This window comes from Salinibacillus xinjiangensis (assembly GCF_009649735.1).
Taxonomy (GTDB): domain Bacteria; phylum Bacillota; class Bacilli; order Bacillales; family Alkalibacillaceae; genus Salinibacillus; species Salinibacillus xinjiangensis.
Genome location: NZ_WJNH01000003.1, coordinates 236469 through 258675 on the forward strand (window position 1 = coordinate 236469; position 22207 = coordinate 258675).

The 22207-nt window shown below is 38.4% G+C and carries 25 protein-coding genes; 24 read left to right on the forward strand and 1 reads right to left on the reverse strand.

Translation table 11 applies throughout. The annotated features are described in order from the left end of the window. The first annotated feature begins 39 nt into the window (after window positions 1-39). From GH754_RS06810 to GH754_RS06880, 15 genes are all read left to right on the forward strand, one after another. A complete protein-coding gene (locus tag GH754_RS06810; RefSeq protein WP_153727967.1) occupies window positions 40-573 on the forward strand; it encodes a flavodoxin family protein in 534 nt (177 codons plus the stop codon). 277 nt (window positions 574-850) lie between these two features. Continuing rightward, window positions 851-1309, forward strand: coding sequence for a VOC family protein (locus tag GH754_RS06815; RefSeq protein ID WP_153727968.1), 459 nt, complete (start codon window positions 851-853; stop codon window positions 1307-1309). After that, the gene (locus GH754_RS06820) at window positions 1299-1967 is read left to right on the forward strand and encodes a VOC family protein (RefSeq protein ID WP_153727969.1); all 669 of its coding nucleotides are present in this window, start codon (window positions 1299-1301) and stop codon (window positions 1965-1967) included. Before GH754_RS06815 ends, GH754_RS06820 begins: the two co-directional genes overlap by 11 nt. A 72-nt stretch (window positions 1968-2039) precedes the next feature. Next, a complete protein-coding gene (locus GH754_RS06825; protein ID WP_153727970.1) occupies window positions 2040-4400 on the forward strand; it encodes a polyprenyl synthetase family protein in 2361 nt (786 codons plus the stop codon). A 385-nt stretch (window positions 4401-4785) separates the two neighbouring features. After that, window positions 4786-5733, forward strand: a complete 948-nt coding sequence (locus GH754_RS06830) for a DMT family transporter (RefSeq protein WP_153727971.1) — start codon at window positions 4786-4788, stop codon at window positions 5731-5733. Window positions 5734-5782: 49 nt separating this feature from the next. Continuing rightward, the gene (locus tag GH754_RS06835; protein WP_153727972.1) at window positions 5783-5998 is read left to right on the forward strand and encodes a hypothetical protein; all 216 of its coding nucleotides are present in this window, start codon (window positions 5783-5785) and stop codon (window positions 5996-5998) included. A 668-nt stretch (window positions 5999-6666) separates the two neighbouring features. Continuing rightward, window positions 6667-6876, forward strand: a complete 210-nt coding sequence (locus GH754_RS06840; RefSeq protein ID WP_153727973.1) for a hypothetical protein — start codon at window positions 6667-6669, stop codon at window positions 6874-6876. A 325-nt stretch (window positions 6877-7201) separates the two neighbouring features. Then, window positions 7202-8053, forward strand: coding sequence for an aminoglycoside phosphotransferase family protein (locus tag GH754_RS06845; RefSeq protein WP_228550172.1), 852 nt, complete (start codon window positions 7202-7204; stop codon window positions 8051-8053). A 44-nt stretch (window positions 8054-8097) separates the two neighbouring features. Next, window positions 8098-8415 carry a hypothetical protein gene (locus GH754_RS06850; RefSeq protein ID WP_323741887.1) on the forward strand — a complete coding sequence of 106 codons (318 nt, stop codon included), beginning with the start codon at window positions 8098-8100 and terminating at the stop codon, window positions 8413-8415. 90 nt (window positions 8416-8505) lie between these two features. After that, window positions 8506-9405 carry an aminoglycoside phosphotransferase family protein gene (locus GH754_RS06855; RefSeq protein ID WP_153727976.1) on the forward strand — a complete coding sequence of 300 codons (900 nt, stop codon included), beginning with the start codon at window positions 8506-8508 and terminating at the stop codon, window positions 9403-9405. Between the two features lie 13 nt (window positions 9406-9418). Continuing rightward, on the forward strand, window positions 9419-9982 hold the full coding sequence (locus GH754_RS06860) for a GNAT family N-acetyltransferase (RefSeq protein WP_153727977.1): 564 nt from the start codon (window positions 9419-9421) through the stop codon (window positions 9980-9982). A gap of 174 nt (window positions 9983-10156) precedes the next feature. Next, complete coding sequence (locus GH754_RS06865) at window positions 10157-10450, forward strand: YhdT family protein (protein WP_323741888.1); 294 nt, start codon at window positions 10157-10159, stop codon at window positions 10448-10450. Further along, entirely contained in the window at window positions 10447-11913 is a 1467-nt protein-coding gene (gene panF, locus GH754_RS06870) for a sodium/pantothenate symporter (RefSeq protein WP_153727978.1), read from the forward strand. Before GH754_RS06865 ends, panF begins: the two co-directional genes overlap by 4 nt. 100 nt (window positions 11914-12013) lie before the next feature. Beyond that, window positions 12014-12568: an NUDIX hydrolase gene (locus GH754_RS06875; protein WP_153727979.1), complete on the forward strand. Its 555-nt coding sequence runs from the start codon at window positions 12014-12016 to the stop codon at window positions 12566-12568. 28 nt (window positions 12569-12596) lie between these two features. Next, on the forward strand, window positions 12597-13097 hold the full coding sequence (locus tag GH754_RS06880) for a hypothetical protein (protein ID WP_153727980.1): 501 nt from the start codon (window positions 12597-12599) through the stop codon (window positions 13095-13097). Here the strand turns inward: GH754_RS06880 and GH754_RS06885 are convergent. Then, window positions 13070-13981, reverse strand: a complete 912-nt coding sequence (locus tag GH754_RS06885) for a LysR family transcriptional regulator (protein WP_153727981.1) — start codon at window positions 13979-13981, stop codon at window positions 13070-13072. The genes GH754_RS06880 and GH754_RS06885 overlap by 28 nt on opposite strands. A 146-nt stretch (window positions 13982-14127) precedes the next feature. Here GH754_RS06885 and gdhA point away from each other — a divergent pair, with 146 nt between their 5' ends. The 9 genes from gdhA (at window position 14128) to GH754_RS06930 (ending at window position 21692) form a co-directional block, all read left to right on the forward strand. Then, on the forward strand, window positions 14128-15510 hold the full coding sequence (gene gdhA, locus GH754_RS06890; RefSeq protein WP_153727982.1) for an NADP-specific glutamate dehydrogenase: 1383 nt from the start codon (window positions 14128-14130) through the stop codon (window positions 15508-15510). 302 nt (window positions 15511-15812) lie between these two features. Then, the gene (locus GH754_RS06895; RefSeq protein ID WP_153727983.1) at window positions 15813-17465 is read left to right on the forward strand and encodes an AMP-binding protein; all 1653 of its coding nucleotides are present in this window, start codon (window positions 15813-15815) and stop codon (window positions 17463-17465) included. A 346-nt stretch (window positions 17466-17811) separates the two neighbouring features. Next, entirely contained in the window at window positions 17812-18312 is a 501-nt protein-coding gene (locus GH754_RS06900) for a GNAT family N-acetyltransferase (RefSeq protein ID WP_323741899.1), read from the forward strand. A gap of 3 nt (window positions 18313-18315) precedes the next feature. After that, entirely contained in the window at window positions 18316-18705 is a 390-nt protein-coding gene (locus GH754_RS06905; RefSeq protein WP_323741889.1) for an NUDIX hydrolase, read from the forward strand. A 120-nt stretch (window positions 18706-18825) separates the two neighbouring features. Then, entirely contained in the window at window positions 18826-19095 is a 270-nt protein-coding gene (locus GH754_RS06910; RefSeq protein WP_153727985.1) for a hypothetical protein, read from the forward strand. After that, complete coding sequence (locus GH754_RS06915; protein WP_153727986.1) at window positions 19092-19904, forward strand: MBL fold metallo-hydrolase; 813 nt, start codon at window positions 19092-19094, stop codon at window positions 19902-19904. Before GH754_RS06910 ends, GH754_RS06915 begins: the two co-directional genes overlap by 4 nt. Next, on the forward strand, window positions 19901-20818 hold the full coding sequence (locus GH754_RS06920; protein ID WP_153727987.1) for a hypothetical protein: 918 nt from the start codon (window positions 19901-19903) through the stop codon (window positions 20816-20818). The genes GH754_RS06915 and GH754_RS06920 overlap by 4 nt, the downstream gene beginning before the upstream one ends. A gap of 15 nt (window positions 20819-20833) precedes the next feature. Continuing rightward, window positions 20834-21292 carry an NUDIX hydrolase gene (locus GH754_RS06925; RefSeq protein ID WP_153727988.1) on the forward strand — a complete coding sequence of 153 codons (459 nt, stop codon included), beginning with the start codon at window positions 20834-20836 and terminating at the stop codon, window positions 21290-21292. Window positions 21293-21308: 16 nt separating this feature from the next. Next, window positions 21309-21692, forward strand: a complete 384-nt coding sequence (locus GH754_RS06930) for a hypothetical protein (RefSeq protein ID WP_228550173.1) — start codon at window positions 21309-21311, stop codon at window positions 21690-21692. Window positions 21693-22207: the final 515 nt, after the last annotated feature.

Below are 22207 nucleotides of genomic sequence, written 5' to 3' on the forward strand. Positions count from 1 at the left end.
CCTTTCATCAAGGAAATAAAAATATTAGGAGTGTTTAAAATGAGTATAGCAGTTATTTACGGGGGAACACGTGAAAATGGAAATACCGAAATTCTAACTGAACATGCGATTAAGGGTTTTCAAGTTGAAAGGATTTATTTAAAGGATTTTAATATACTTCCAATTGAAGACTTACGACATGATCAAGAAGGTTTTAAGGAAGTTCATGACAATTATAATTCAATCATCAAACGATTATTAACCCATGATACTATAATTTTCTCTACCCCCATTTATTGGTTTGGCATGACAGGACAAATGAAAAACTTTATTGATAGGTGGTCACAAACATTCAGGGATTCTAAATTTCCCAACTTTAAGAACCAGATGAGTTCTAAAAGTGCCTTCTTGATAGCTGTAGGTGGGGATAATCCACAAATTAAAGGGCTACCTTTGATCCAGCAATTTCAATATATCTTTGATTTTGCAGGTATTTCTTTTGAAGGATATGTACTTGGAGAAGGTAATAAACCTGGTGAAATACTAAATGATAAGAAGGCATTACACTTTGCGAATAAACTTTTGAATGACTAACTTTTCAAATATTATTGATGAAGTTATAAATTTCCAAGAAAATTATGGAGGGAGGCGTGGCGAAGGACCGTTATGAAATCTTTGGCGGTCCTCTTCTTTTACCAATATATATCCCTATACAAAATCCTTTACTTAGGCTATATGTTAAAGCTTTTCTTCTGAATGTTTACAAATAGCTTTCTTGATTACCTGAGCCTAAAGTCGTAGAAAAACTCATACCAATCTCTGTCGTCTTTCAACTATTATTCTATTATGATTGACTCAAGGAGGTTTTAAAATGATTAAAGGATTATACGAAGCGCATTTACCTGTAAGTGATCTTCAACGTTCTATAGAATTTTATGTTGGGCTTGGTCTTGAGTTTGATCATCGTGTTGCGGATCGGTTGGCATTCTTGTGGATTGAAAAGGGGAAAAGCTGGTTGGGGTTATGGGAGGCAAGTGAAGTAAATCTAGACTACCACCCATCCATTCGACATATAGCTTTTGAAGTTACGTTTAATGACCTTAAGGAATCTGTATCTTGGCTAAAAAGTAAGGGCTGTCACCCACGAAAGGCGTTTGGTTTTGAGCCAACTGAGCCGTTTGTCATACCTCATGAAGGCTATACCCATGCGAAAATTCATTTTAATGACCCAGATGGAAATAGCTTAGAATTGATTTGTAAGATCGATAACCCAAATGGACTTAAGGAAAAGATGTATTTAAGTGAATGGGAAGAAGCCAATGGATATTAAATCAGTCGTTTTACATACCGCGGAGTTGCTGGAGATGAAAAGGTTTTATATGAATGTTTTGGGATTTGAGCTTGTGAATGAAGAAGAGGATAGGTTTCGGATTGCGATTGGCTCTAGTGAGTTAGAGTTTACTGCAAAAGCTGCGAACGGAAATCCGACTTATCATTTTGCGTTTAATATTCCGAGCAATCGTTTTGACGAGGCGAAAAGTTGGGCGAAGGATAGGGTGTCGCTAAATGAAGAGGATGGTGAAGATGAGGCTCATTTTGATTTCCTATCTGCACGTGCGTTATATTTTTATGATCCAGCGGGAAATATTGTCGAGTTTATTTCTAGACAGAAAGTATCTGGGAAGAGTGCAGCCTCGTTCTCAATATCTAGTATATTGAATATAGCTGAAGTGAGTTTGGTCATAGATGATGTGGATGGAGCAGGCGAGAGGTTGAATAAAATAGGTTTAACAGAACGTAATGAAGAGCCGATTGATTCCGAATCTCTTAATTTTATTGGGGAGGGTGGGGCATATATTTTGCTTACCCAACCAGGAAGAAGGTGGATTTTTTCAGACAAACAAGCCGTTATCCAACCTTTACAAATTACATTGGCAAACAACCATCAAATGATCATCAACTGGGATAATAAATTGGAAGTTTATTAGGTAGTTGAAACATTTTATCAGTTTCCCTCGTATAAGAATGTAGAAGAAAATATAAAGTAGAGGTTATGCCGAATGAATGAGGAATTAAGACAAAATGCCGACGGATGTTATGGGCAGGCTGAACAGAGGGCGAAGGATTATTTCCATTCCCTTTCTCAAAAACTCACACAAAAGGACTATGTACCAGGACTGATTCATGATATTCAGACCTGGAAACAGGATCATTTACACCATTCCTTATTAAACCGGTTCACACGAGGGAAGAGCAATGCAAATTCTCGCGGCTATTATCACTATATCCAATGGCTGGATTACATCGGCAAACTTGATCAATATTTAGACCGGAGCATTTCCTATATTTTTATGCGTGATTTGGGCAAAGATTTGAATTTCCCTGATACACAGCATAGAATTCAGAATGCAGTCAATGGTTTAAAAGATTATCTAAAACAAGCAGACCATCAGTCGGAGCTATTTAGCATGGCCGGTTTGTATCGATGGGCCCAAAAGGAAGGCGTGGAGTCTTCTTTGTTTTGGTTAATTGATAAACTAAAAACGGTGTCCAAGCAAATCCCTAAGGAAATGGATGCTGAAGAAGCCAAACGTAAGCTCATTAAGCTTATTGCTGGGGTCATCATGCACCAAATAGAGGAGTTGGGTAATCAAGTCTCGGCAGAAGAGCGTGCTCGAAAATTAGATATTGCCATAAGATTAGGCTATTCTTATGGTTTAACCTATCCGTTTATTGATGATTTACTGGATGCAAATATTTTATCTGATCAAGAGGAGGAAAGGTATTCTGATATAATACGGACAACGTTGGTTAGTGGCTCTGTACCAGATTTAGGTGAGTGGAAAGGTGAAAATAAAGATCTGATGCAATTTGTACACGCAGAGCTGCGAGAGGCATTTACGTATATAAAAAAACACCAGCGACTGGAAACGAGAACTAGCTTTTTCGAGCAGGCATATGTATTTTTTCATTCACAGGAGGTGGATCGTGACAAGGATTTATCCTACGCTCATTACAGCAATGAAGAACTTTATATTCCAGTCATTATCAAATCCTCTTCTTCACGATTAATCGTTCGCTCCGTTATAAGTGCCCCTGAGGATGAAGGCTTTGACCGTCGAACCTTTTATTATGGTATTTATAATCAACTGGCTGATGATTTTGCGGATATGTTTGATGACATGAAAGAAGGACGGGTCACGCCTTATACTTACTTTTTAAAATACCATGATCAACGCAAAGACTTGATCAATCCCTTTGAATTGTATTGGACTGTCATTTTTAACTTAATCCATAACGTGTATGATTCAGATCCGAAGACCTGTGAAGTCATCTTGAATCGTGCTATTAATGGGTTGAAAAGATTTAAAGAACGCATGGGCGTCCAAATGTACAATGAACTGATGAACCTATTTACAGCTAATATTTCGAAATTGAATAAATTCGTACAAAAGATGGTACGAAAAGCAGAGGATGTAGATTTCTTTGATAAATTACTACGAGATCATATCCTAACTGGTTTGAAAAATGAACGAATTGAGCGGCAGGAGTTTTTAGATACGATTGAAAATGTACGCGAGCAGATTAATGAGCTGTTATCAATTGCAAAAACCAATTCTGTCATGAGCGAGCCGATAAGTGAGGCGGCGAATTACAGCTTAGAAGGTGGTGGGAAGAGGTTAAGACCGATCATCACATGGGTTATGGGGGTTCATGAGTATGGACTGGAGAAAACAGCCATCGCCCCTCTACTAAAATCCTTAGAATATATGCATAACGCCTCCCTTATTTTCGATGATCTGCCTTCTCAGGATGATGCAGCGATACGGAGAGGTCGTCGAACCCTGCATGAAGTGTATAACACGGCTATCGCAGAATTAACAGGGCTGTTTTTAACCCAAAAAGCGGTTGAGGAACAGACAACTCTTGATGCGTTTGATGCGAAAACCGTGCTGAGCTTGATTCAGTATTCATCTAGAATCACAGCGGAAATGTGTAAGGGGCAGGCAATGGATTTAGGTTCCAAGGGGAAACCATTAACGCTTGAGCAGTTGAATATGATGTCTTATTACAAAACGGGGATGGCTTTCGAAGCTGCCTTGATTATGCCAGCCATACTTGCGCATGTAGAAGAAGATGAAATGAATGCTTTAAAAACATTTGCCTATCATGCGGGCATTGCTTTTCAGATTAAGGATGACTTGCTTGATGTCGAGGGCAATTTGATTATCTTAGGAAAGCCTGTTGGTCAGGATGAAGAAAATCAAAATACTACGTTTGTCTCCATTCTAGGTCGAGAAGGCGCAAGGAAAGCGATGTGGGAGCATTATTGTTTTGCTTCGGACGCGTTAGAAAGGATTCCGAAAAACACAGCTTTTATGAAGCATTTATTGGATTACTTAATTAATCGAGATCATTAGGGACGGGGGGGAAAGGTCCCCTGTCCCCCGCCCTGTGAAGTGGTGAAGGGGAGGAGAACCCATACCAGTATGAAGGACCATATTATCTCAAAAAGCATATGAATGTCCGTGAGAGTCAGTATAAAGGCCAAAACCATCTAAAATAGTGATGAAATTGTCCCTGAGAGTCATTTTGAAGGACACTACCTTTTAAACAAATGATGCAGCTGTCCTTGAGCGCGCCAATCTGCGTGAAAAAATCGGGTTATCAGGGACTTGGACCTGGGACAATGAACCTGTCCCTCCGACCCACTGATTTGATTATATTTGGAATTGTGCTATAATTCCATTACTTAATCTCATAGTACAGAAGCCTTTGAATATAGAGAGAAATGAAGGTGAAAGTATGAAAAATTATGTTGCGTACCTCATTACCATTCTAGGAGCAAGCTTTTGGGGGCTAACGGGGCTATTTGTGGAATCCTTGAACCAGCATGGTTTTACGGCATGGGAAATTGTGAGTATTCGGCTCACTAGTTCTAGTATTATATTATTTTTATTTATGCTTCTATTTTCACGTAAGCATCTTCATATTAAATTAAAGCACATCCCGCATTTCATCGGCTTAGGGGTCGTAAGTATCGTAATATTCAACTGGTGTTATTTCACCGTAATGGAGCAAACCTCGTTATCGATAGCCGTCGTCTTACTTTATACATCTCCAGTTTTTGTTGCCATCTTGTCCAAGTTTATTTTTAATGAACGGATTACAAAAGGAAAAACCGTCTCATTGATCTGTACAGTTATTGGGTGTGCTCTGGTTATTCAATTAGTCCCACTAGGTAATATCTCCATTCCTATGATCAGCATCTTCCTAGGATTATTATCTGCTTTTTTCTGTGCCCTTTATAGTATCATCGGAAAATTCATTAGCTGGCATTATAATTTCCTGACCATCACAGCTTATGCTCTATTCATGGGGAGCTTGTTTATTTTCCCTACGAGTGGATTGTGGCAAAAGGTACATGCCTTCCAGACGGTGGATGTATGGGTAAATGTTCTGGGTATTGCCCTCATATCAACGATCCTTGCCTATACCTTATATACGTTTGGTTTGGCATACATTGAATCTAGTAAAGCAGCTATTTTAGGGGCTATGGAACCGATTGTTGCCGTTTTAGTCGGGGTCATTCTTTTTGGGGATTCCCTCGCTCTTTTACAGATCCTCGGCATTATTTTAGTTATATCCTCGGCTTTTATTACGGTATTCCATAAACGAAGAAAAATAAGAATTAAGGGTGGACGCTTCAATTGGCGGAAAGTTCTTTCTAGCCTCAAAAAAGTTGATCGTTAATCAGGAATATTAACTTAGTATTATGACATGATGAAAGAGGTATTTGAAATTGAAAGAATTTATGGGGACATTTTTAGCTTGTATCGTTATATGTTGGTTATTTTCATTTTTCTTCCTCGGTCTAATTGTTGAAAACATTTGGGCCTTAATGATTTTGATTGCTTTCGTAATTGCAGTAATCATTACAGTTTTTATTAAACAAGAAGCTAGAATGGAAGAGTTAGAGAGGAAAATGGAAGAGGTATTAAGTAACAAACAGGATTAAAGAGCTCCTTGAAAGATCTAATCAGCCCAATAGAATATAATGTAGGTTTAATAAGTTGGGGAATTATGGATATTGCACCAAAATACGACCCTTTTGATACTGAATTTTATTTAGTTTAGGGGGAGCTTAATATGAATGAATAGAAAAAGAATCTCTACTTCTACATGTCAATTGGGTATATTGGCTTCTTCTAATTGGATTGGCAACTCTGAAGTATTTAACAGTTTTCCGCGACTCTCAAGGTTATGCCTTTTCATTATTCAGATTTCTTATGATCATCGGTTATATAAGGTATGTTGAAAAGAAATTAGAAATTAGTAGAAAAGTATTTATTATAAGTAAGGTCATCCTAATAACTGTATTTTCATTGCTCACATTCTGGATATTTTTCTAATTAAAGGGACTTAAAAATTTATGACAATAAAACTAACAAAGTAACTAGGAAGATTTTATGTTTGGTTGGCTTATTGTTGGTTTTATTTTTTTCTATTAGTAGTTATTGGAATATTATGTTAACATCTTGTTGTAACTATATTTATTATGTTAACTAGTTAAAAGGGAGAATGTTCAATTCCTTTAACTAAAGATATTGGAATATTATGATAAAAAGATTCAGTAGAAAACTGATTTACCTAGATTGACGGGTAAAACAAATGGGGAGTAAGAGAATGAACTATCAAATAAAAACTGTGTTGGAGCATAACGAAAAATTTTCATCCTTTTTACACAATAAAATAAAGGAATTTAATAATGAGCATTCCTACCATCATAAGGAAGCCCGGAAAACAGAATCTGTACAACCTATCAATGTTGTAGGTGAAATTAAAGACTACCCGCCTGGTAGTAGTTTTTATACAATGGTAAAATCATTAATTTAATAAATATAATTAGATTATCTATTGGTGTTAGCTTGCAAAAAAGTGTAGGGAGCACTGAGCAATTGGAGCAGAAAACCATTTTTGTAATCAATCAACTGGGACGATGTACCTGTCCCTCTGTCCCAGTTCTTGTTCGTGTTGGTTGTCGCTTATTAAATTGATGATTAGGGTAAGTAGAATTTGAAAAACCATAATTGCTAAGATTGCTATACAAAGAGCTCTTGTTACTTTATATAGTAGTTTTTTCATCATTTACCACCTCATTCGTTAGTAGTTATGGCCATTATAACAGAAGTTTTTGATAAAACAGATAGGGAGAATGTCTATGAAAATAGGACGGAAGATAGGTGAAGGTGCCAACGCAGAGGTGTTTGAATGGGAGAACGATGTAAAAGTAGTAAAATTGGCAAAATCAAATATCAATGAAACAGATTTACAGAGAGAATTTACGAATAACCTTACGATGTGGAGTCTGGGTTTACCTGTTCCTCAGCCATATGAGCTTGTAGAGCTGGATCATCGTCTGGGTATCGTCTATGAACGCATTTATGGAAAAACGTTAAGAGAACGCTTTTTTGAACATCTAATTCAAGCAACAAACACGAATCTAACTACATTTGACCTGAATGATGTACAGCTATCTGCTCATATCCTAGGAAAAGTTCATAACAACTCCCTATCTCATAATGAAATCCCCTCCCAACAAAGGGAATTTTTGAAAAAACAAATACTGAGCATAGATTATTTAACCAAGGATGAAAAGAAAGATGTCCTTGATATTTTAAATGGTTTACCGCAAAAAAATAAAATCTGCCATGGAGATGCGAATCCGAACAATATAATTATCCGTAATGAAGAAGCTGTACTGATTGATTGGATGAACGCAACTAACGGTAATCCTGAAGCGGACTTAGCCGAATTTATCATTATGATCAGATACGCGGTTCTTCCAGCCAATATCCCAACAAGTGCAGTGGAGCTATTTGATTTTATTAGAGAAAAAATAATTAAGGAATTTATGGAGGAATATACACGATTAACAGGGACTACATATGAAGAAGTTGATCCTTGGATTATTCCAATAGCGGCACGTAAGCTATCTTCAGATGGTATTGTTGAAGATGAAAAGCAAATATTACGAAATGAAATAAAACGGAAACTAAGGATGAGAAAATAAACTAATCTCTCATTTATTTTGTAATTTTTTTAAATAGGAAAGGTGTGTTTGGTTTGCTGAATATTGGTAGTCTTGTGCTTGGTTTACTCGCTTGGATTCTTCCATTTATGAATCTCTTTAGATATGAAAAACAAAAGCAAAAGAGATATTGGGTTGCCCTTTCTGTTATGAGCCTCGGTGCCTGTGCTCTTTCATTATGTTTTCAAATTTTCTATATTAATCATAAGGTAAAGGTCGAGGACTGGTCTGCACTTATGGATACAATGGGTGCAGTAGCTTTTTTCTCAGCAGTTCTTCTAGTTATTACCATTCTTTTAAATGGAGCTACTTTGTATGTATACCGGGACAGAACAACTAAGTAGAAAAATCCGTTTCTATTGAAGCATGAGGAGTCAATCATTAGATAGATTGTTCATCCGTTTTTATAAGAGATTCGGTAGAGGGGGCAGAGTATGTGTCTATCACATATAAAAGAGAAAATCCCGTATCTGATAAATGCTGAGCAAATCTCTGAGCTTAATAAAGGTTTTTCACATGACCAGAAATATGTCATCGATCAACAATATCTATTACGGTTGTTTTCTAGTGAGAAGCAAGATAAAAGAAAAGAAGAATTTGAAACTATAAAGACATTATCAACTTATTCAAGTTTTGTGCCAGCAGGAATACAATTTGGAACCTTGCATGACATCAATCGGTCTTATATGCTTCTTACCTATATTCCAGGGCAGGATGGGGAGGAGGCTTTAAAGGATTTGACGGAGAAGGAGCAATATACAGCTGGTTATTCGTCTGGACAAGAGCTTAAACATCTGCATCAATTAAAAGCTCCTCCAAATTATCCATCCTGGTTCTCGGTTAAGCAGAAAAAGAATGATCGATATTTAGCTGACTTCAAGGATCTTGATTTAGCAAAATCCATAAAGGAAACGATTATATCCTACATCCGAGAAAACGAGTTACTCATGAAAGGTCGCCCCAACAGATTTCAACACGATGATTTTCATCCCTCAAATCTTGTCATTCACAATAAACGTTTTTCAGGTATCATTGATTTTCAGAGGATGGACTGGGGAGACCCTATTCATGATTTACAAAAGCTTGGGTTCTTTTCGAAGCAGGTTAGCATCGAGTTTACCAAAGGAATTATTGATGGGTATCACGAAGGAAAAAGGATAGATGAATCCTTTTGGAGACTATACAATTTTTATAGTGCTGTACATATTGTACCTGCTCTAGTCTGGGGCAAGAGAATCAGTCAAAATCAATATACGTTTATGTTAGAACGTTCTCTTGAAGTGATGGAAGATCATGACCAGTTTCGATGTGAGGTACCTAAGTGGTATAAATAGGGGGAATAAAAATTTGAATACATTATTAATTGATGTCCCATTACAGATAGAAACAGATAGACTTATTCTACGAGCTCCACACCAAAATGGAGACGGAAAAGTAGTGAACCGTGCAATAAGAGATTCTATTGAGGAACTTAGAGCTTGGCTTCCATTTGCCCAAAAGGTACCTTCTGTAGAGCAAACAGAAGTCAATTTAAGGAAAGCGCACATTCGATTTTTACAAAGAGAAAGTTTCCGCTTTCTAATATTTCACAAGAACACCTCTGATTATATTGGCAGAGTTAGCTATGAGAGTGTTGATTGGGATATTCCAAAGTGTGAAATTGGGTATTGGATTCATACTCTCTTTAGTGGCCAAGGCTATATGACAGAAGCAGTAGAGAAATTAATCAGTATTGCTTTGTATCATTTACAGTTCAATAGACTTGAAATTCGGTGTGAATCTACTAACATAAAAAGTCGTTCAATTCCTGAAAAGCTTGGTTTTGAATTAGAAGGAATTTTAAAAAATGAGGATTTATCTGCAGATGGCAGCACGCTAACCGACACCTGTATTTACGGGATTACTAGGTAACTTTTCAAAAAATAAGTTAGGAGTATCCAAGATGTCTCATCATGTAGGTGTAAAATTACATTCGAGCGGATTCCTCTTTCTTATGTTCAAACCAAAAGGGAAAACAGGTATTGACAGGAACCTTTGAAGGGGTCATATTATAAGCTAATGTAGATTTTCATTGGAGTGATATAGGTGCAGGATGAGTCAAAAGAATTTAAAGAGGATCCGAGATTTAAAGTTTCCAATCGAGAAGCCATCATTGGTTGTGTGATTGCGGTTATTAATTTTATTTGGTGGTTTGGTTTTGCCTTTGGTATGGGTTCAAAGCCGGTTGAGGATTATACATATATTTTAGGTTTACCGGCGTGGTTCTTTTATAGTTGTGTAGTCGGATACATTGTCATCACGGTTGCTGTCATATTTGCAGTCAAGAAATGGTTCAAGGATATTCCCTTAGATGATGAGAAAGAGAGCGAAGAATCATGAACTGGCCGGTCATTATCCCTTTACTCATTTTTTTAGTCATTATTATTTTTATTGGATTATACGCGTCAAGATATTTAAATACTACACACTCGTATTTACATGAATATTTTCTAGGTAGTCGTAATCTAGGTGGATTTATTCTGGCGATGACAATGGTTGCAACCTATGGAAGTGGAAGCAGCTTCTTAGGTGGGCCTGGGGCTGCCTATTCAATTGGACTAGCCTGGGTATTGCTATCGATGTCACAACTGGTTACGGGTTATTTCACCTTGTCTATTCTAGGGAAAAAATTTGCGATTATGGCTAGAAAAATCAAGGCGGTAACTCTTATTGACTTTTTGAGCGAGCGTTATCGTAGCAAATGGGTTGTTATTTTGAGTGCTTTCAGTATCGTCATTTTCCTATTTTCGGCCATGGCTGCTCAATGGGTTGGTGGCGCAAGACTGATTGAATCGATTACAGGTCTATCCTATACAACTGCCATATTTATTTTTTCTATCACGTTATTATTGTACGTAATATTTGGAGGATTTCGAGCCGTCGTCATGACTGATGCTATTCAAGGTGTTATTATGTTTGTCGGTACGTTGGTGATTTTAATTGCGACGATTGTGGCAGGGGGCGGAGTTTCCAACATAATGTCAGAGCTTGCGGCAGAAAATCCTAACCTACTTACTCCATATGGTTCAGATGGTTCGCTCACACCATTGTATATATCCTCTTTCTGGATCTTAGTGGGTGTAGGGGTTGTTGGTTTGCCACAAGTAGCTGTTCGGGCTATGTCCTATCGAGATTCTAAATCATTGCACAAGGCACTCATTATTGGGACGGTAACGGTTGGAATGATCATGCTTGGGATGCATTTAACAGGTGTATTTGCCCGGGCTGTGCTTCCAGGAATCGAAGAAGCAGATAAGGTTATTCCACTAATTGCCATGGATGTATTACCGAACTGGATTGCAGGCATTCTCTTGGCTGCACCACTAGCGGCCATCATGTCTACGGTTGATTCCTTACTCCTGGTCGTCAGTTCGTCAATTGTTAAAGATGTTTACATGAACTACGTAAAACCTGACGCAAATGAAAAACGAATTCGCATCTTAAGTGGAACAGTTACAACTGCGGTTGGAATATTGGTGTTATTTATGGCCATTGATCCTCCAAGTCTCTTAATTTGGTTAAACCTATTTGCCTTTGGAGGTCTTGAAGCCGCGTTTATTTGGCCAATCATTTTGGGCTTATATTGGAAAAAAGGCAATGCTTATGGGGCGCTTGTTTCCATTCTTGTTGGGGTGTCGAGTTATATCATTCTCTATAGCATAGACACAGAGCCGTTTGGCATGCATGCCGTTCTATTACCAGTCTTCCTATCATTACTCGGGTATGTATTGGGTAGTTTACTTACGCAAAAAATCAATGCTGAAGGGCAGAGAGAAATTTATGAACGACTTTGGAGTGCATAAGGCGACCTAAATGGGTCGTCTTTTTATTTGAAAATGACAACAGTTGAATGGAAGTATATGTTAATATTAATAATAAGATTTAGAATTTTGGAGGCTAACTATGGAGAAGTGGAAAACATTAAAATCAGAGTATTTGCATAAAGGTCCATTCGGTAATATCAGAAAAGATAGCTGTGAACTTCCGAATGGAATCGTGATTGACGACTACTATGTCAATGAATATTCTGATTGGGTAAATGCTGTTGTAATAACCAAAGAAAATCAAATGGTTTTGGTTGAACAATATCGTCATGCAGGCGAAGATTTTTTCTTAGAAGTTCCTGCTGGTAAAAAAGAAGATAATGAAACACACGAGGAAGGTTTATTGAGAGAAGTAAAGGAAGAAACTGGCTATACTTCATTAAGAAAACCTATATACCTAGGTGAATTTATGGTGAATCCAGCAACACAAAATAATAAGGTTAGAACCTATCTAATACTAGAAGCATTTAAAGCCTATGAGCAAGATTTAGATGATACAGAAGAAATAAAGGTTAAGCTGTTTAAATTCAATAATTTTGGAGATCAAATCATTACAAATGAAATTAAAACACAGCTATTTACAGCAAATGCTTATTTTATGGCAAGAAATTATATAACAGAAAAGCTTGAATAGTAGAGAGGGACTAGGAGGGAGCATTCAATTGAAGTTAAGAATTATCCTATTCATTGGAATAGTTATATCTGCCATTGTTTTAACCTTTATGGCTACTTCCGGTAATTTTCCTCCTAATTATGGTAGTGTCGGCAATCCCACGGCAAAGGATATTTTAAAAAATAATCCTGAAGCAGATATTCTAAAATTAGATGGATTTGTTTACTCAAATGTCACTAATAGAGAATGGATCCAAGACACTAAATATGCAAAAGGCGATAAAATTGGTGAAATCAAAAAACAAACGTCGAATACTACTTGGTGGTATGGAAATTTATATGCTTCAAAACTACCAAAAGGAACAAAAATTTTCACAACAATGGGCAAGACCTACACGAAAGGTGAGGCTCCTGTAACTGTATTAGTAGAATATAATAATGTGCTATTCGTATATCAAGCCATGGTCGAGGGGTGGCTACAAATGTACACGACACTCAACTATATAAGCCGTGTATATACAGCTTACTTTTTAAACTCATTCAATCTTTGATAGGTTTCCAGTAAAAACTCATAAAACAAGGTTTCCGTTGGGAGTAATTTTCGCTGGGTTGGGAAAATAACACCAACTGTGCGTGTTAAGCCCATATCTGTTAGGGGAATCTTCACCGTAGACCTCGGTGTGTTATCGATTAATGTCATCTCCGGCATCAATGCGACGCCTAAACCAGCTGAGACTAACCCCTTTAGTGCATCAATATCCTTTCCTTCAAATGCAATTTTGGGTGAGAAGCCTGCTTTTTTACACGCGTCTACCACCTGCTCGTAAAATACATACCCTTCAGGAAGTACGACAAATGAATCCTCATGAAGTTCTCGCAGCATGAGGCTTGATTTGTTAGCCAATGGGTGGTTTGCAGGTAAGAGTGCGACTAAATTTTCTGTAAATAATGTTGTTCCATTGATTTTATTTTCCTTTACTTTGGTTGGCATGGGTGCCATCATGGCTAGGTTGTAATCGCCATTTACAACGCCTTCGATTAAATCATAGTAAAGGGCATTACTCATTTCAAATTTTGCTTCTGGGTATCTTTTGCGAAACGCATAGATTATAGATGGTAAGGTGTGGGCAGCCATACTGATTGGAAATGCAATTCGAACGGTACCTTTTTCTGGATTTAAGGATTCATTTACTTCTCTTTTCGCCTCATCCACCATGTTCATAACTTGAATCATCCGCTCATAAAACCTTCTTCCAATATGAGTTAATTTTACTCTTCGTCCTTCACGAATAAAAAGCTCAACTCCTAATTCTTCCTCCAAATTGAAGATCTGTCGACTAACAGAGGATTGGGCAACATGCAACACTTCGGCAGCGTCCGTTACATGCTCTCGCTTGGCAACTTCCATAAAATAGTTGATTTGTCTAATTTCCATATAGGTCACTCCATTTATTGATGCGTTCAGTGCATTGATTTCATCGTTTATTCATATTGAAACTATCATTTATAAAATTATAAAATTAAAACACGAGAAATAAAAGGAATATACCGAAGTTTTTAACTTTTTATAGGGGCGATGTTATGAAAGTAATGGAGGAAGTTAAAGAATCAGAAACTTATAATGTAAAAGAATATGTCAAACACTTATCTAAAATCATTGAAAAACGTAATCCGAACGAAAAGGAATTTCATCAGGCTGTTAAAGAAGTGTTGGACTCTTTAGTGCCTGTGCTCGTGAAAAAACCAACATATATTCAGCATGCTGTTTTAGAGAGAATGATAGAGCCTGAACGGTTGATTACCTTTCGAGTACCTTGGGTGAACGATCAAGGAAAGGTGAAAGTAAACCGTGGCTTTCGCGTTCAGTATAATAGTGCTCTAGGTCCTTATAAAGGCGGACTTCGATTTCATCCATCTGTAAACGCCAGTATTATTAAATTTTTAGGCTTTGAGCAAATTTTAAAGAATTCATTTACAGGTCAACCAATCGGTGGCGGAAAAGGTGGATCTGATTTTGATCCAAAAGGAAAATCGGATCTTGAAATTATGCGCTTTTGTCAGAGCTTTATGACGGAACTGAGCAAGCATGTTGGGCCGGATATTGATGTTCCTGCTGGTGATATCGGGGTTGGCGCTAGGGAAATTGGCTATATGTTTGGCCAATATAAAAAATTAAAGGGTGCCTATGAAGCTGGAGTTTTAACTGGAAAAGGCATTGGATACGGCGGAAGCTTAGGAAGAAAAGAAGCTACCGGATATGGTACGGTCTATTTTGTGGAGGAAATGCTTAACAATCAAGGCTTAAGCTTTAACCAAAGCACTGTTGTCGTATCTGGTTCAGGAAATGTATCCATTTATGCGATGGAAAAGGCCATGGATCTCGGAGCTAAAGTTGTCGCATGTAGTGATTCTAACGGCTACATATATGACCCAAATGGGATTAATTTGGATACGGTTAAACAGTTGAAAGATGTTGAAAATAAACGAATTCGTGAATATGTGAAGGACCATCCAGACGCTAGCTTTAAAAAGGGATCGACAGGTATTTGGTCTATTCCATGTGACATTGTTTTACCATGTGCAACGCAAAATGAGCTAGATGAAGAGTCAGCCAACCTTTTAATCGCGAATGGTATCAAGGCAGTTGGGGAAGGTGCCAATATGCCTTCTACATTAGAGGCGATTGACGCTTTTCTTGATAAGGGAGTTTTATTTGCCCCGGCCAAGGCAGCAAATGCAGGTGGTGTAGCCGTGTCAGCACTTGAAATGGCTCAAAATAGCTCAAGACTTACTTGGACCCAGGAGGAGGTCGACGCGAAATTAAAAGAGATTATGACTAGTATTTATCGCGAAAGCATGCAAGCATCAGAAGAGTATGGCATTTCAGGCAATCTCGTTGCAGGAGCTAACATAGCTGGATTTATTAAAGTGGCAGATGCCATGATTGATCAAGGCGTTATTTAAATTAAAGGCCGACTTTGTTGTCGGTCTTTTTATTTCAAATAAGAGTCTGAATATAAAAATAGTTCAAAAATCTCAATTGAAGCTTCTAGTAAAATATGGTAGTATAATTAATATATTCATCATTGTGTACTTACTAACATCATTATTTACCTCATCGCATGCAACTTCCTACCAATGCGCAACTCATCCTTATTAACGAACAGAATGAATATGAAAGGAGGGAAAAGACAGTTTTATTATTCTATAAATGTAATCGTTTACATAATAAAATTATATACTTGTTTTAAAAGGGAGGAGATGGAATGACTGAGCTAATTCGTAAAACAGTTGGAGATCTATTAGCTGATCGTGCAGGGGAAATGCCTGAGCATGATGCACTTATTTATCCAGACCGTGGGCTGAGGTATACCTATCGTGAATTTGATGCATTATGTAGAAAAGTAGCAAAGGGTTTGATGGCCTTAAGTATTGAAAAAGGGGAAAATATCGCCGTATGGGCATCCAATGTACCTGAATGGGTGACCTTGCAATTTGCTACGGGGAAAATGGGAGCCGTGCTCGTAACCGTCAACACCAATTATCGAACAAAGGAATTGGAGTATTTATTAAAGCAATCTGAATCAACAACTCTGTTCCTGATTGAAGATTACAAGGGAAATTCGTATTTTGACACGATTTATGAGCTTTGCCCTGAGCTTAAGAACTGCGAACCAGGAAACCTACAATCTGAAAAACTCCCACTCCTTAAAAATGTTGTGGTGTTAAGTGAAAAGAAGAAATATAAAGGTGCCTATAATTGGTCCGATATTTTAGAGATGGCGAGCAATGTAACAGATGAAGAGTTAGATTTTCGTTCCGCCTCCATGGAACCAGATGACGTCATCAATATGCAATATACGTCAGGTACAACTGGTTTTCCAAAAGGCGTGATGCTAACTCATTATAATCTAACCAACAATGGCTACAACATCGCTAATTGTATGAAATTAACCGATCAGGATCGCCTGTGTATTCCTGTGCCTTTTTTCCATTGCTTTGGCTGTGTGATTGGAACGCTCGCAGCTGTGAGTGTAGGGGCTACTATGATTCCTGTTCAAGAGTTTGATCCTGAGCAAGTCCTCCAGACGGTCGAACAAGAGAAATGTACAGCACTACATGGGGTTCCAACTATGTTTTTGACAGAGCTCAATCACCCGAACTTTGAAAAATATAATCTTTCCACGCTCAGAACGGGTGTTATGGCTGGCTCTAATTGCCCGATTGAGGTTATGAAAAACGTGATGAACAAAATGAACATGACGGAAATCACGATTTGTTATGGTCAGACCGAATCTTCTCCAGTGATTACACAGACTCGTACGGATGATCCAGTCGAACTAAGAGTTGAAACAGTTGGGAGAGCACTTCCGAATGTAGAAGTGAAAATTGTGGAACCAGGGACCAACCGAGAAGTACCTTTTCATGAGCAGGGAGAATTATGTACCCGCGGCTACCTCGTGATGAAGGGGTATTATAATAATCCTGAGGCAACTAAGGAAGCGATTGATGAGGATGGCTGGCTGCATACAGGAGACCTTGGTGTTATGGATGAACAGGGCTACTGTCGGGTAACAGGTCGCTTAAAGGATATGATTATTCGTGGGGGCGAAAATATATACCCGCGAGAAATTGAAGAATTTTTGTATACCCATCCTAAAATTATGGATGCGCAAATTGTTGGTGTTCCAGATGAAAAATATGGAGAAGAGGTTCATGCCTGGATCATTTTAAAGGAGGGGGAGTCCGCTACGCCTGAAGAAATTAAGGAATATTGTGAGGGGAAAATCTCCCGACATAAAATTCCGAAGTATATTTTCATTACGGATGAGTACCCAATGACTGCATCCGGAAAGATTCAGAAATTTAAACTAAGAGAGCAATCCTTGCAGGCAGTGAAGGATGGGGCTTTCCTTTAATTAGGAGGGCTTTTTTTGTGTTTCAGTAATGGTAGGGACTTTTCGGATGTGTTGGTGAGTAGCTTTGTACGAGAAGTTGGTAATGACGGACAAATGGTGTATATTAAAGTGGCATTTTGTCCGTGATAGTCGCTCACACGGCCACTTAGGTTTATAGAAAAGCGTTTTTTGTCCATCACAGCCGTTCTCATGGACATTAGCAACATTAAAAAGAACTTCTCCGTCCGTGACACCCCCAATTTCTCACAAATGGCACAACTATTACCCCGGCGTTTATAAAATATAACTGAATTTTATGATAATATAATAGTAGAACATCTTATCTAAAGGAGGAAATACATTGCCAGTGATCACAACCGACAGACTTAAGCTAATAACATTCACAGTCGATATGATGTGCGCCTCTTTACAAGGCAAGGAGGCTTTCGAAAAAATATCAAACTATTATGTAGATGATGAATATCCCATGGAGGATTATAAACAGCTACTTCCTTATAAAATTGATCGTTTTCAACAGTTTCCCGAGGAAATGGAGTGGGAAGGGATCATCATTCATCGCGATAGCCAAACCATAATGGGAGACATGGGCTTTAAAGGTGGGCCGAATTCAGAAGGTGTGATGGATTTGGGCTATAGTATTGTTACAAGCTATCAAGGGAAGGGTTATGCAACTGAAATGGCAAAGGCGATGGTGGAATGGGGATTGCGGCAGCCAAGAGTCAATCGTATTACAGCTAGCTGTGATGAGTCAAATCTTCCATCGATAAGAGTGTTGGAAAAAGCCGGATTCAAGCGGGTTGGGAAGGAAGAACAGGAAATCTATTGGTCTATTGCTGGAGGGGATTAATGGATGTCAGTTTATGTGAATTGGGGAGAATCAAGGGTTAAATTAACATGGCAACGTGATAATCAACTGCCCCAACAGAATCTAATCACAAGTGTACACGGCTTTTGTTTTCTGCAAGGAAAGTTATTAATGATTAACTTAATCGACAGAGGCTGGGATTTTCCGGGCGGGCATTTGAAAACAAACGAAACCCCAATGGAATGTTTTAAGCGTGAAGCGATGGAGGAAGCCTATGTTGATGGTGAATGTCATTTACTAGGTTCATTAGAGGTTAACCACAGTGAAAATCGAATGTGGGATGAAAACAGTCCATATCCAAAAGTGGGATACCAAGTATTTTACCGTATGGATATTGGATATTACTCAACTATATTCCTTCCAAGCCGAATTTGAGTCAACTGAAAGAGTTTGGATCAACCCTGATGATGTTTCTCGATACTACCAAAACTGGCATGAGCTCTATCAGGAAATTCTTGATTATGCTCGAATACTAAATAGAAAGGGTGATATTTAATGAGACAATTAAGTCGGTGGTCAGTTGTCGCTCTCTTCATTTTGTTTAGTGTTTTATTATTTAGTAAGGGACTAGATTTGTGGTTTCTTCGTTCACATGTTGATGGGGATGGAGTTGGTGTCCATTTTCTTGGCATGGAACTAAATGATAGAGTCCCCGCTGAATCTATCCATTCTTACGCCATCGGTTTTTTTGTGTTTGGTTTGATTTCTTTCATTATGGCGATTGTGCTCATAAGCCTTAGATTTAGGCAGGTGAACAGACGATGATACATAGTTATAAAAAAGAAGAGGTCACATGTGTCGAAACAACAATTGATGATTCTCTTTTAAAGGGGAATAAAGTATTCGTTTACTTGGTGGATGGGATGTTAATTGATGCAGGACCTCAATGTCTGGCATCAGAATTAATCCCGTTTTATAAAAAGCAATCCTTTGATGTTGTCGCGCTAACCCATAGTCATGAAGATCACTCGGGACCTGCACCGTGGATTCAGGAAAACCATGAGGTACCAATTTATGTCCATGAAAATGGTATTCCTATATGTGCTAAACATTGTCCATACCCGAAATATCGACAGGTCGGGTGGGGAATACGGGACGCCTTTCATGCCAAGAAATTAGAAAGCACTATTCAATCGAGAAAGCATGAGTGGGAGGTTATTTATACACCAGGCCATGCAGATGATCATGTCTCTTTTTTACATAGAGAAACAGGAAGACTGTTTACAGGAGATTTATTTGTATCACCAAAAACGAAGGTCATCATGGATAGTGAATCCATTCCAGTCATCATGAGCTCCATCCGCAAACTCCTCACCTATGAATTCCAATCGATCTTTTGCAGCCACTCAGGATATTTTGCAAATGGGAGAAAAATGTTAAAACAAAAGCTGGATTATCTCGAGAATTTATCTGGAGAAGTGCACGAGCTATATAACAATGGAATGACGGTAAAGGAAATCCAGCAAAAACTTTTTCCTAAGAAGTATCCGATTACAACAATTTCTGAAGGGGAATGGGACTCCTTGCATGTGATTTCCTCAATTCTTAATGGAGAAAGGATAGAAAAAGGATGAGAAAGCTTTCCAAACAAGCATTTCAGGGTGCTACAAACTGGATATTAAAAAACGGTCGTCCGTTGGAGCAAGCGACAATCAAGCATTCTTTTATGGATGGTACAACAGAGTCGATACTTAATGCTCTAGAAAAATATCAAAATGAAAATGGGGGCTTCGGGCATGGGCTGGAAGCGGATTTTCGTTTGCCTGATTCTTCATCCCTTGCTACCACGGTGGCGATGCAGCACTTGATTCATTTCGGTCAGCTTGAGAAGGCTGACGAAATGATCACGAAGGCCATTCAGTATTTTGAACAAAGCTATAATGAAAAGCGCGGAGGCTGGTATGCTGTTCCAGAAGCGGTAAATGACTATCCGCACGCCTTTTGGTGGACTGTTCATGAGGATGGCATGTCCTGGATTGACCACAATTGGGGAAATCCGAGTGCTGAGATTATTGGATACCTAGTAAAATACCAAACTAAGGTACAACAATTAGATGTAAAAAAGCTACTGGACCAAGCGATTAACCATTTGCTTTCATTAGAAAAGTTTGAGTCAGAGCATGAAATTTATTGCTATATACGTTTATTCCATTTATGCCCAGAATACGAAACGGCGAAAGTGAAACAGCAATTAGAACGAGCGGCAACATCACTCGTCCAATACGAAAGCTCAAAATGGAAGGAATATGTACCATCACCATTGAAATTTGTCCACACTCCTGGAGGCAATTCCTATGGTATTCCTCTTGAAGAGGTGAACAAAAACCTAAACTACTTAGTTGAACAGCTTGAAACAAATGGGGTATTGAAGCCTAACTGGGAATGGAATGATAATCTTGATGTATGGGAGCAGGCGAAGGAAGAGTGGACGGGGGTTTTAACACTTGATACTTTAGAAACCCTGCGTCGTTTTGGTCGTATAGATTAGTCAGGGGGTATCTTTTTGGATTATGTGAAGGAAATACGAGAGCTTGTGGGTCATAGACCTCTCATCTTGACGGGAGCAGTCGTGATCGTGGTTAATCAGAAAAATGAGGTGTTATTGCAGCACAGAACTGATGGTGGATGGGGATTACCTGGTGGCCTGATGGAATTAGGTGAAAGTCTTGAAGATACGGCTAGACGTGAGGTGAAAGAAGAGACAGGTCTTTCTATTGGGGAATTGAAATTATTAGATATTTTTTCAGGACCTGAATTTTATTTTAAAGTAGCAAATGGTGATGAATTGTATTCCGTTACGGCGGTATATGTAACGCATGAGATAGAAGGGAAATTGGAGATCGATGAACGTGAATCCATTGATGTACAGTTTTTTAAGCTTAACGAGCTGCCAGACGGATTAACCCCAATTTACCGCCGTTATATGGAGCCTTACATAAAACAAATAAAAGGATACGAATAGAGTAGGGGACGTGACCTTGTTGAAAAAGCTTTTCAAAATTTTGATGATTGTGCTGGTATTATCGATTGGGTTTCTAATCATAAGATTTGGAAGTGCCTTAACACAGGAAGGAAACCCAATTCCAATCCTTACATCGATTGCTAAGCTTGAGTTGTCTAACCGTGATTATCAGCTGGTTACCGAAACATCCAATGAATCTACTTATATTTCCCAAAACGTCGCGGATTCAGATTATCTAGTCATCAAACAATTTATGGAGGATCATGGGTGGGGTTTCAAGGAGCAGTTGGGGTCAGGGCTTGTTTTTGTGAAAGATAATGAAACAAGATTGATCGAAACGAGATTATATTCAAAGCATTATTTTCTTTGGAGTGTTCCTCGAATGAATTTGGCTTCATAAACTTAGGAACTCAGAGACTTAGTGAATATGTGTGATTGTTAAAACCATATAAAAAGGATTAAATACGCAACGCTTGGATGGATGTAAGAATGTCTGCCCAAGCGTTTTTGATTTGTTTAGCCAGACGTGATTATTCATGTAATTGACTTGGTTAATTCTTAAGCTCACGGGAATATTTTGCGCTGATCGAATTATGTTAAAATCAGACTGGATTAGGTTATGAGGTGACATGATTAAGAGCAATGCTAACAGAATCCCCAGCACAACTGGCGGGATTATCCCACAATCCGACCGAATGCCCCCACACACTAATTTACAAGACGTAATCCACGACTCTTCAGACGTGATTCTTATAAAAGCTAACAGAATTATGCCATATCTCTCGACGTGATTCACCCTCTCAATTGACCGAATCCCTACGCAAATCCCCATCGGCCCCCTCCCAAATCCCCGTTCACCCACTATTCATCCTCAGCATAACCCCCAACCAATAGGGAAAAAATACTTTTGTCTTA

Excerpts from the sequence above, each read along its gene's own strand:
- GH754_RS06810 (WP_153727967.1), top strand. The coding sequence starts at position 40 with ATGAGTATAGCAGTTATTTACGGGGGAACACGTGAAAATGGAAATACC.
- GH754_RS06815 (WP_153727968.1), top strand. The coding sequence starts at position 851 with ATGATTAAAGGATTATACGAAGCGCATTTACCTGTAAGTGATCTTCAA.
- GH754_RS06820 (WP_153727969.1), top strand. The coding sequence starts at position 1,299 with ATGGATATTAAATCAGTCGTTTTACATACCGCGGAGTTGCTGGAGATG.
- GH754_RS06825 (WP_153727970.1), top strand. The coding sequence starts at position 2,040 with ATGAATGAGGAATTAAGACAAAATGCCGACGGATGTTATGGGCAGGCT.
- GH754_RS06830 (WP_153727971.1), top strand. The coding sequence starts at position 4,786 with ATGAAAAATTATGTTGCGTACCTCATTACCATTCTAGGAGCAAGCTTT.
- GH754_RS06840 (WP_153727973.1), top strand. The coding sequence starts at position 6,667 with ATGAACTATCAAATAAAAACTGTGTTGGAGCATAACGAAAAATTTTCA.
- GH754_RS06845 (WP_228550172.1), top strand. The coding sequence starts at position 7,202 with ATGAAAATAGGACGGAAGATAGGTGAAGGTGCCAACGCAGAGGTGTTT.
- GH754_RS06855 (WP_153727976.1), top strand. The coding sequence starts at position 8,506 with ATGTGTCTATCACATATAAAAGAGAAAATCCCGTATCTGATAAATGCT.
- panF (WP_153727978.1), top strand. The coding sequence starts at position 10,447 with ATGAACTGGCCGGTCATTATCCCTTTACTCATTTTTTTAGTCATTATT.
- GH754_RS06875 (WP_153727979.1), top strand. The coding sequence starts at position 12,014 with ATGGAGAAGTGGAAAACATTAAAATCAGAGTATTTGCATAAAGGTCCA.
- GH754_RS06885 (WP_153727981.1), bottom strand. The coding sequence starts at position 13,981 with ATGGAAATTAGACAAATCAACTATTTTATGGAAGTTGCCAAGCGAGAG.
- gdhA (WP_153727982.1), top strand. The coding sequence starts at position 14,128 with ATGAAAGTAATGGAGGAAGTTAAAGAATCAGAAACTTATAATGTAAAA.
- GH754_RS06895 (WP_153727983.1), top strand. The coding sequence starts at position 15,813 with ATGACTGAGCTAATTCGTAAAACAGTTGGAGATCTATTAGCTGATCGT.
- GH754_RS06905 (WP_323741889.1), top strand. The coding sequence starts at position 18,316 with ATGTCAGTTTATGTGAATTGGGGAGAATCAAGGGTTAAATTAACATGG.
- GH754_RS06910 (WP_153727985.1), top strand. The coding sequence starts at position 18,826 with ATGAGACAATTAAGTCGGTGGTCAGTTGTCGCTCTCTTCATTTTGTTT.
- GH754_RS06915 (WP_153727986.1), top strand. The coding sequence starts at position 19,092 with ATGATACATAGTTATAAAAAAGAAGAGGTCACATGTGTCGAAACAACA.
- GH754_RS06920 (WP_153727987.1), top strand. The coding sequence starts at position 19,901 with ATGAGAAAGCTTTCCAAACAAGCATTTCAGGGTGCTACAAACTGGATA.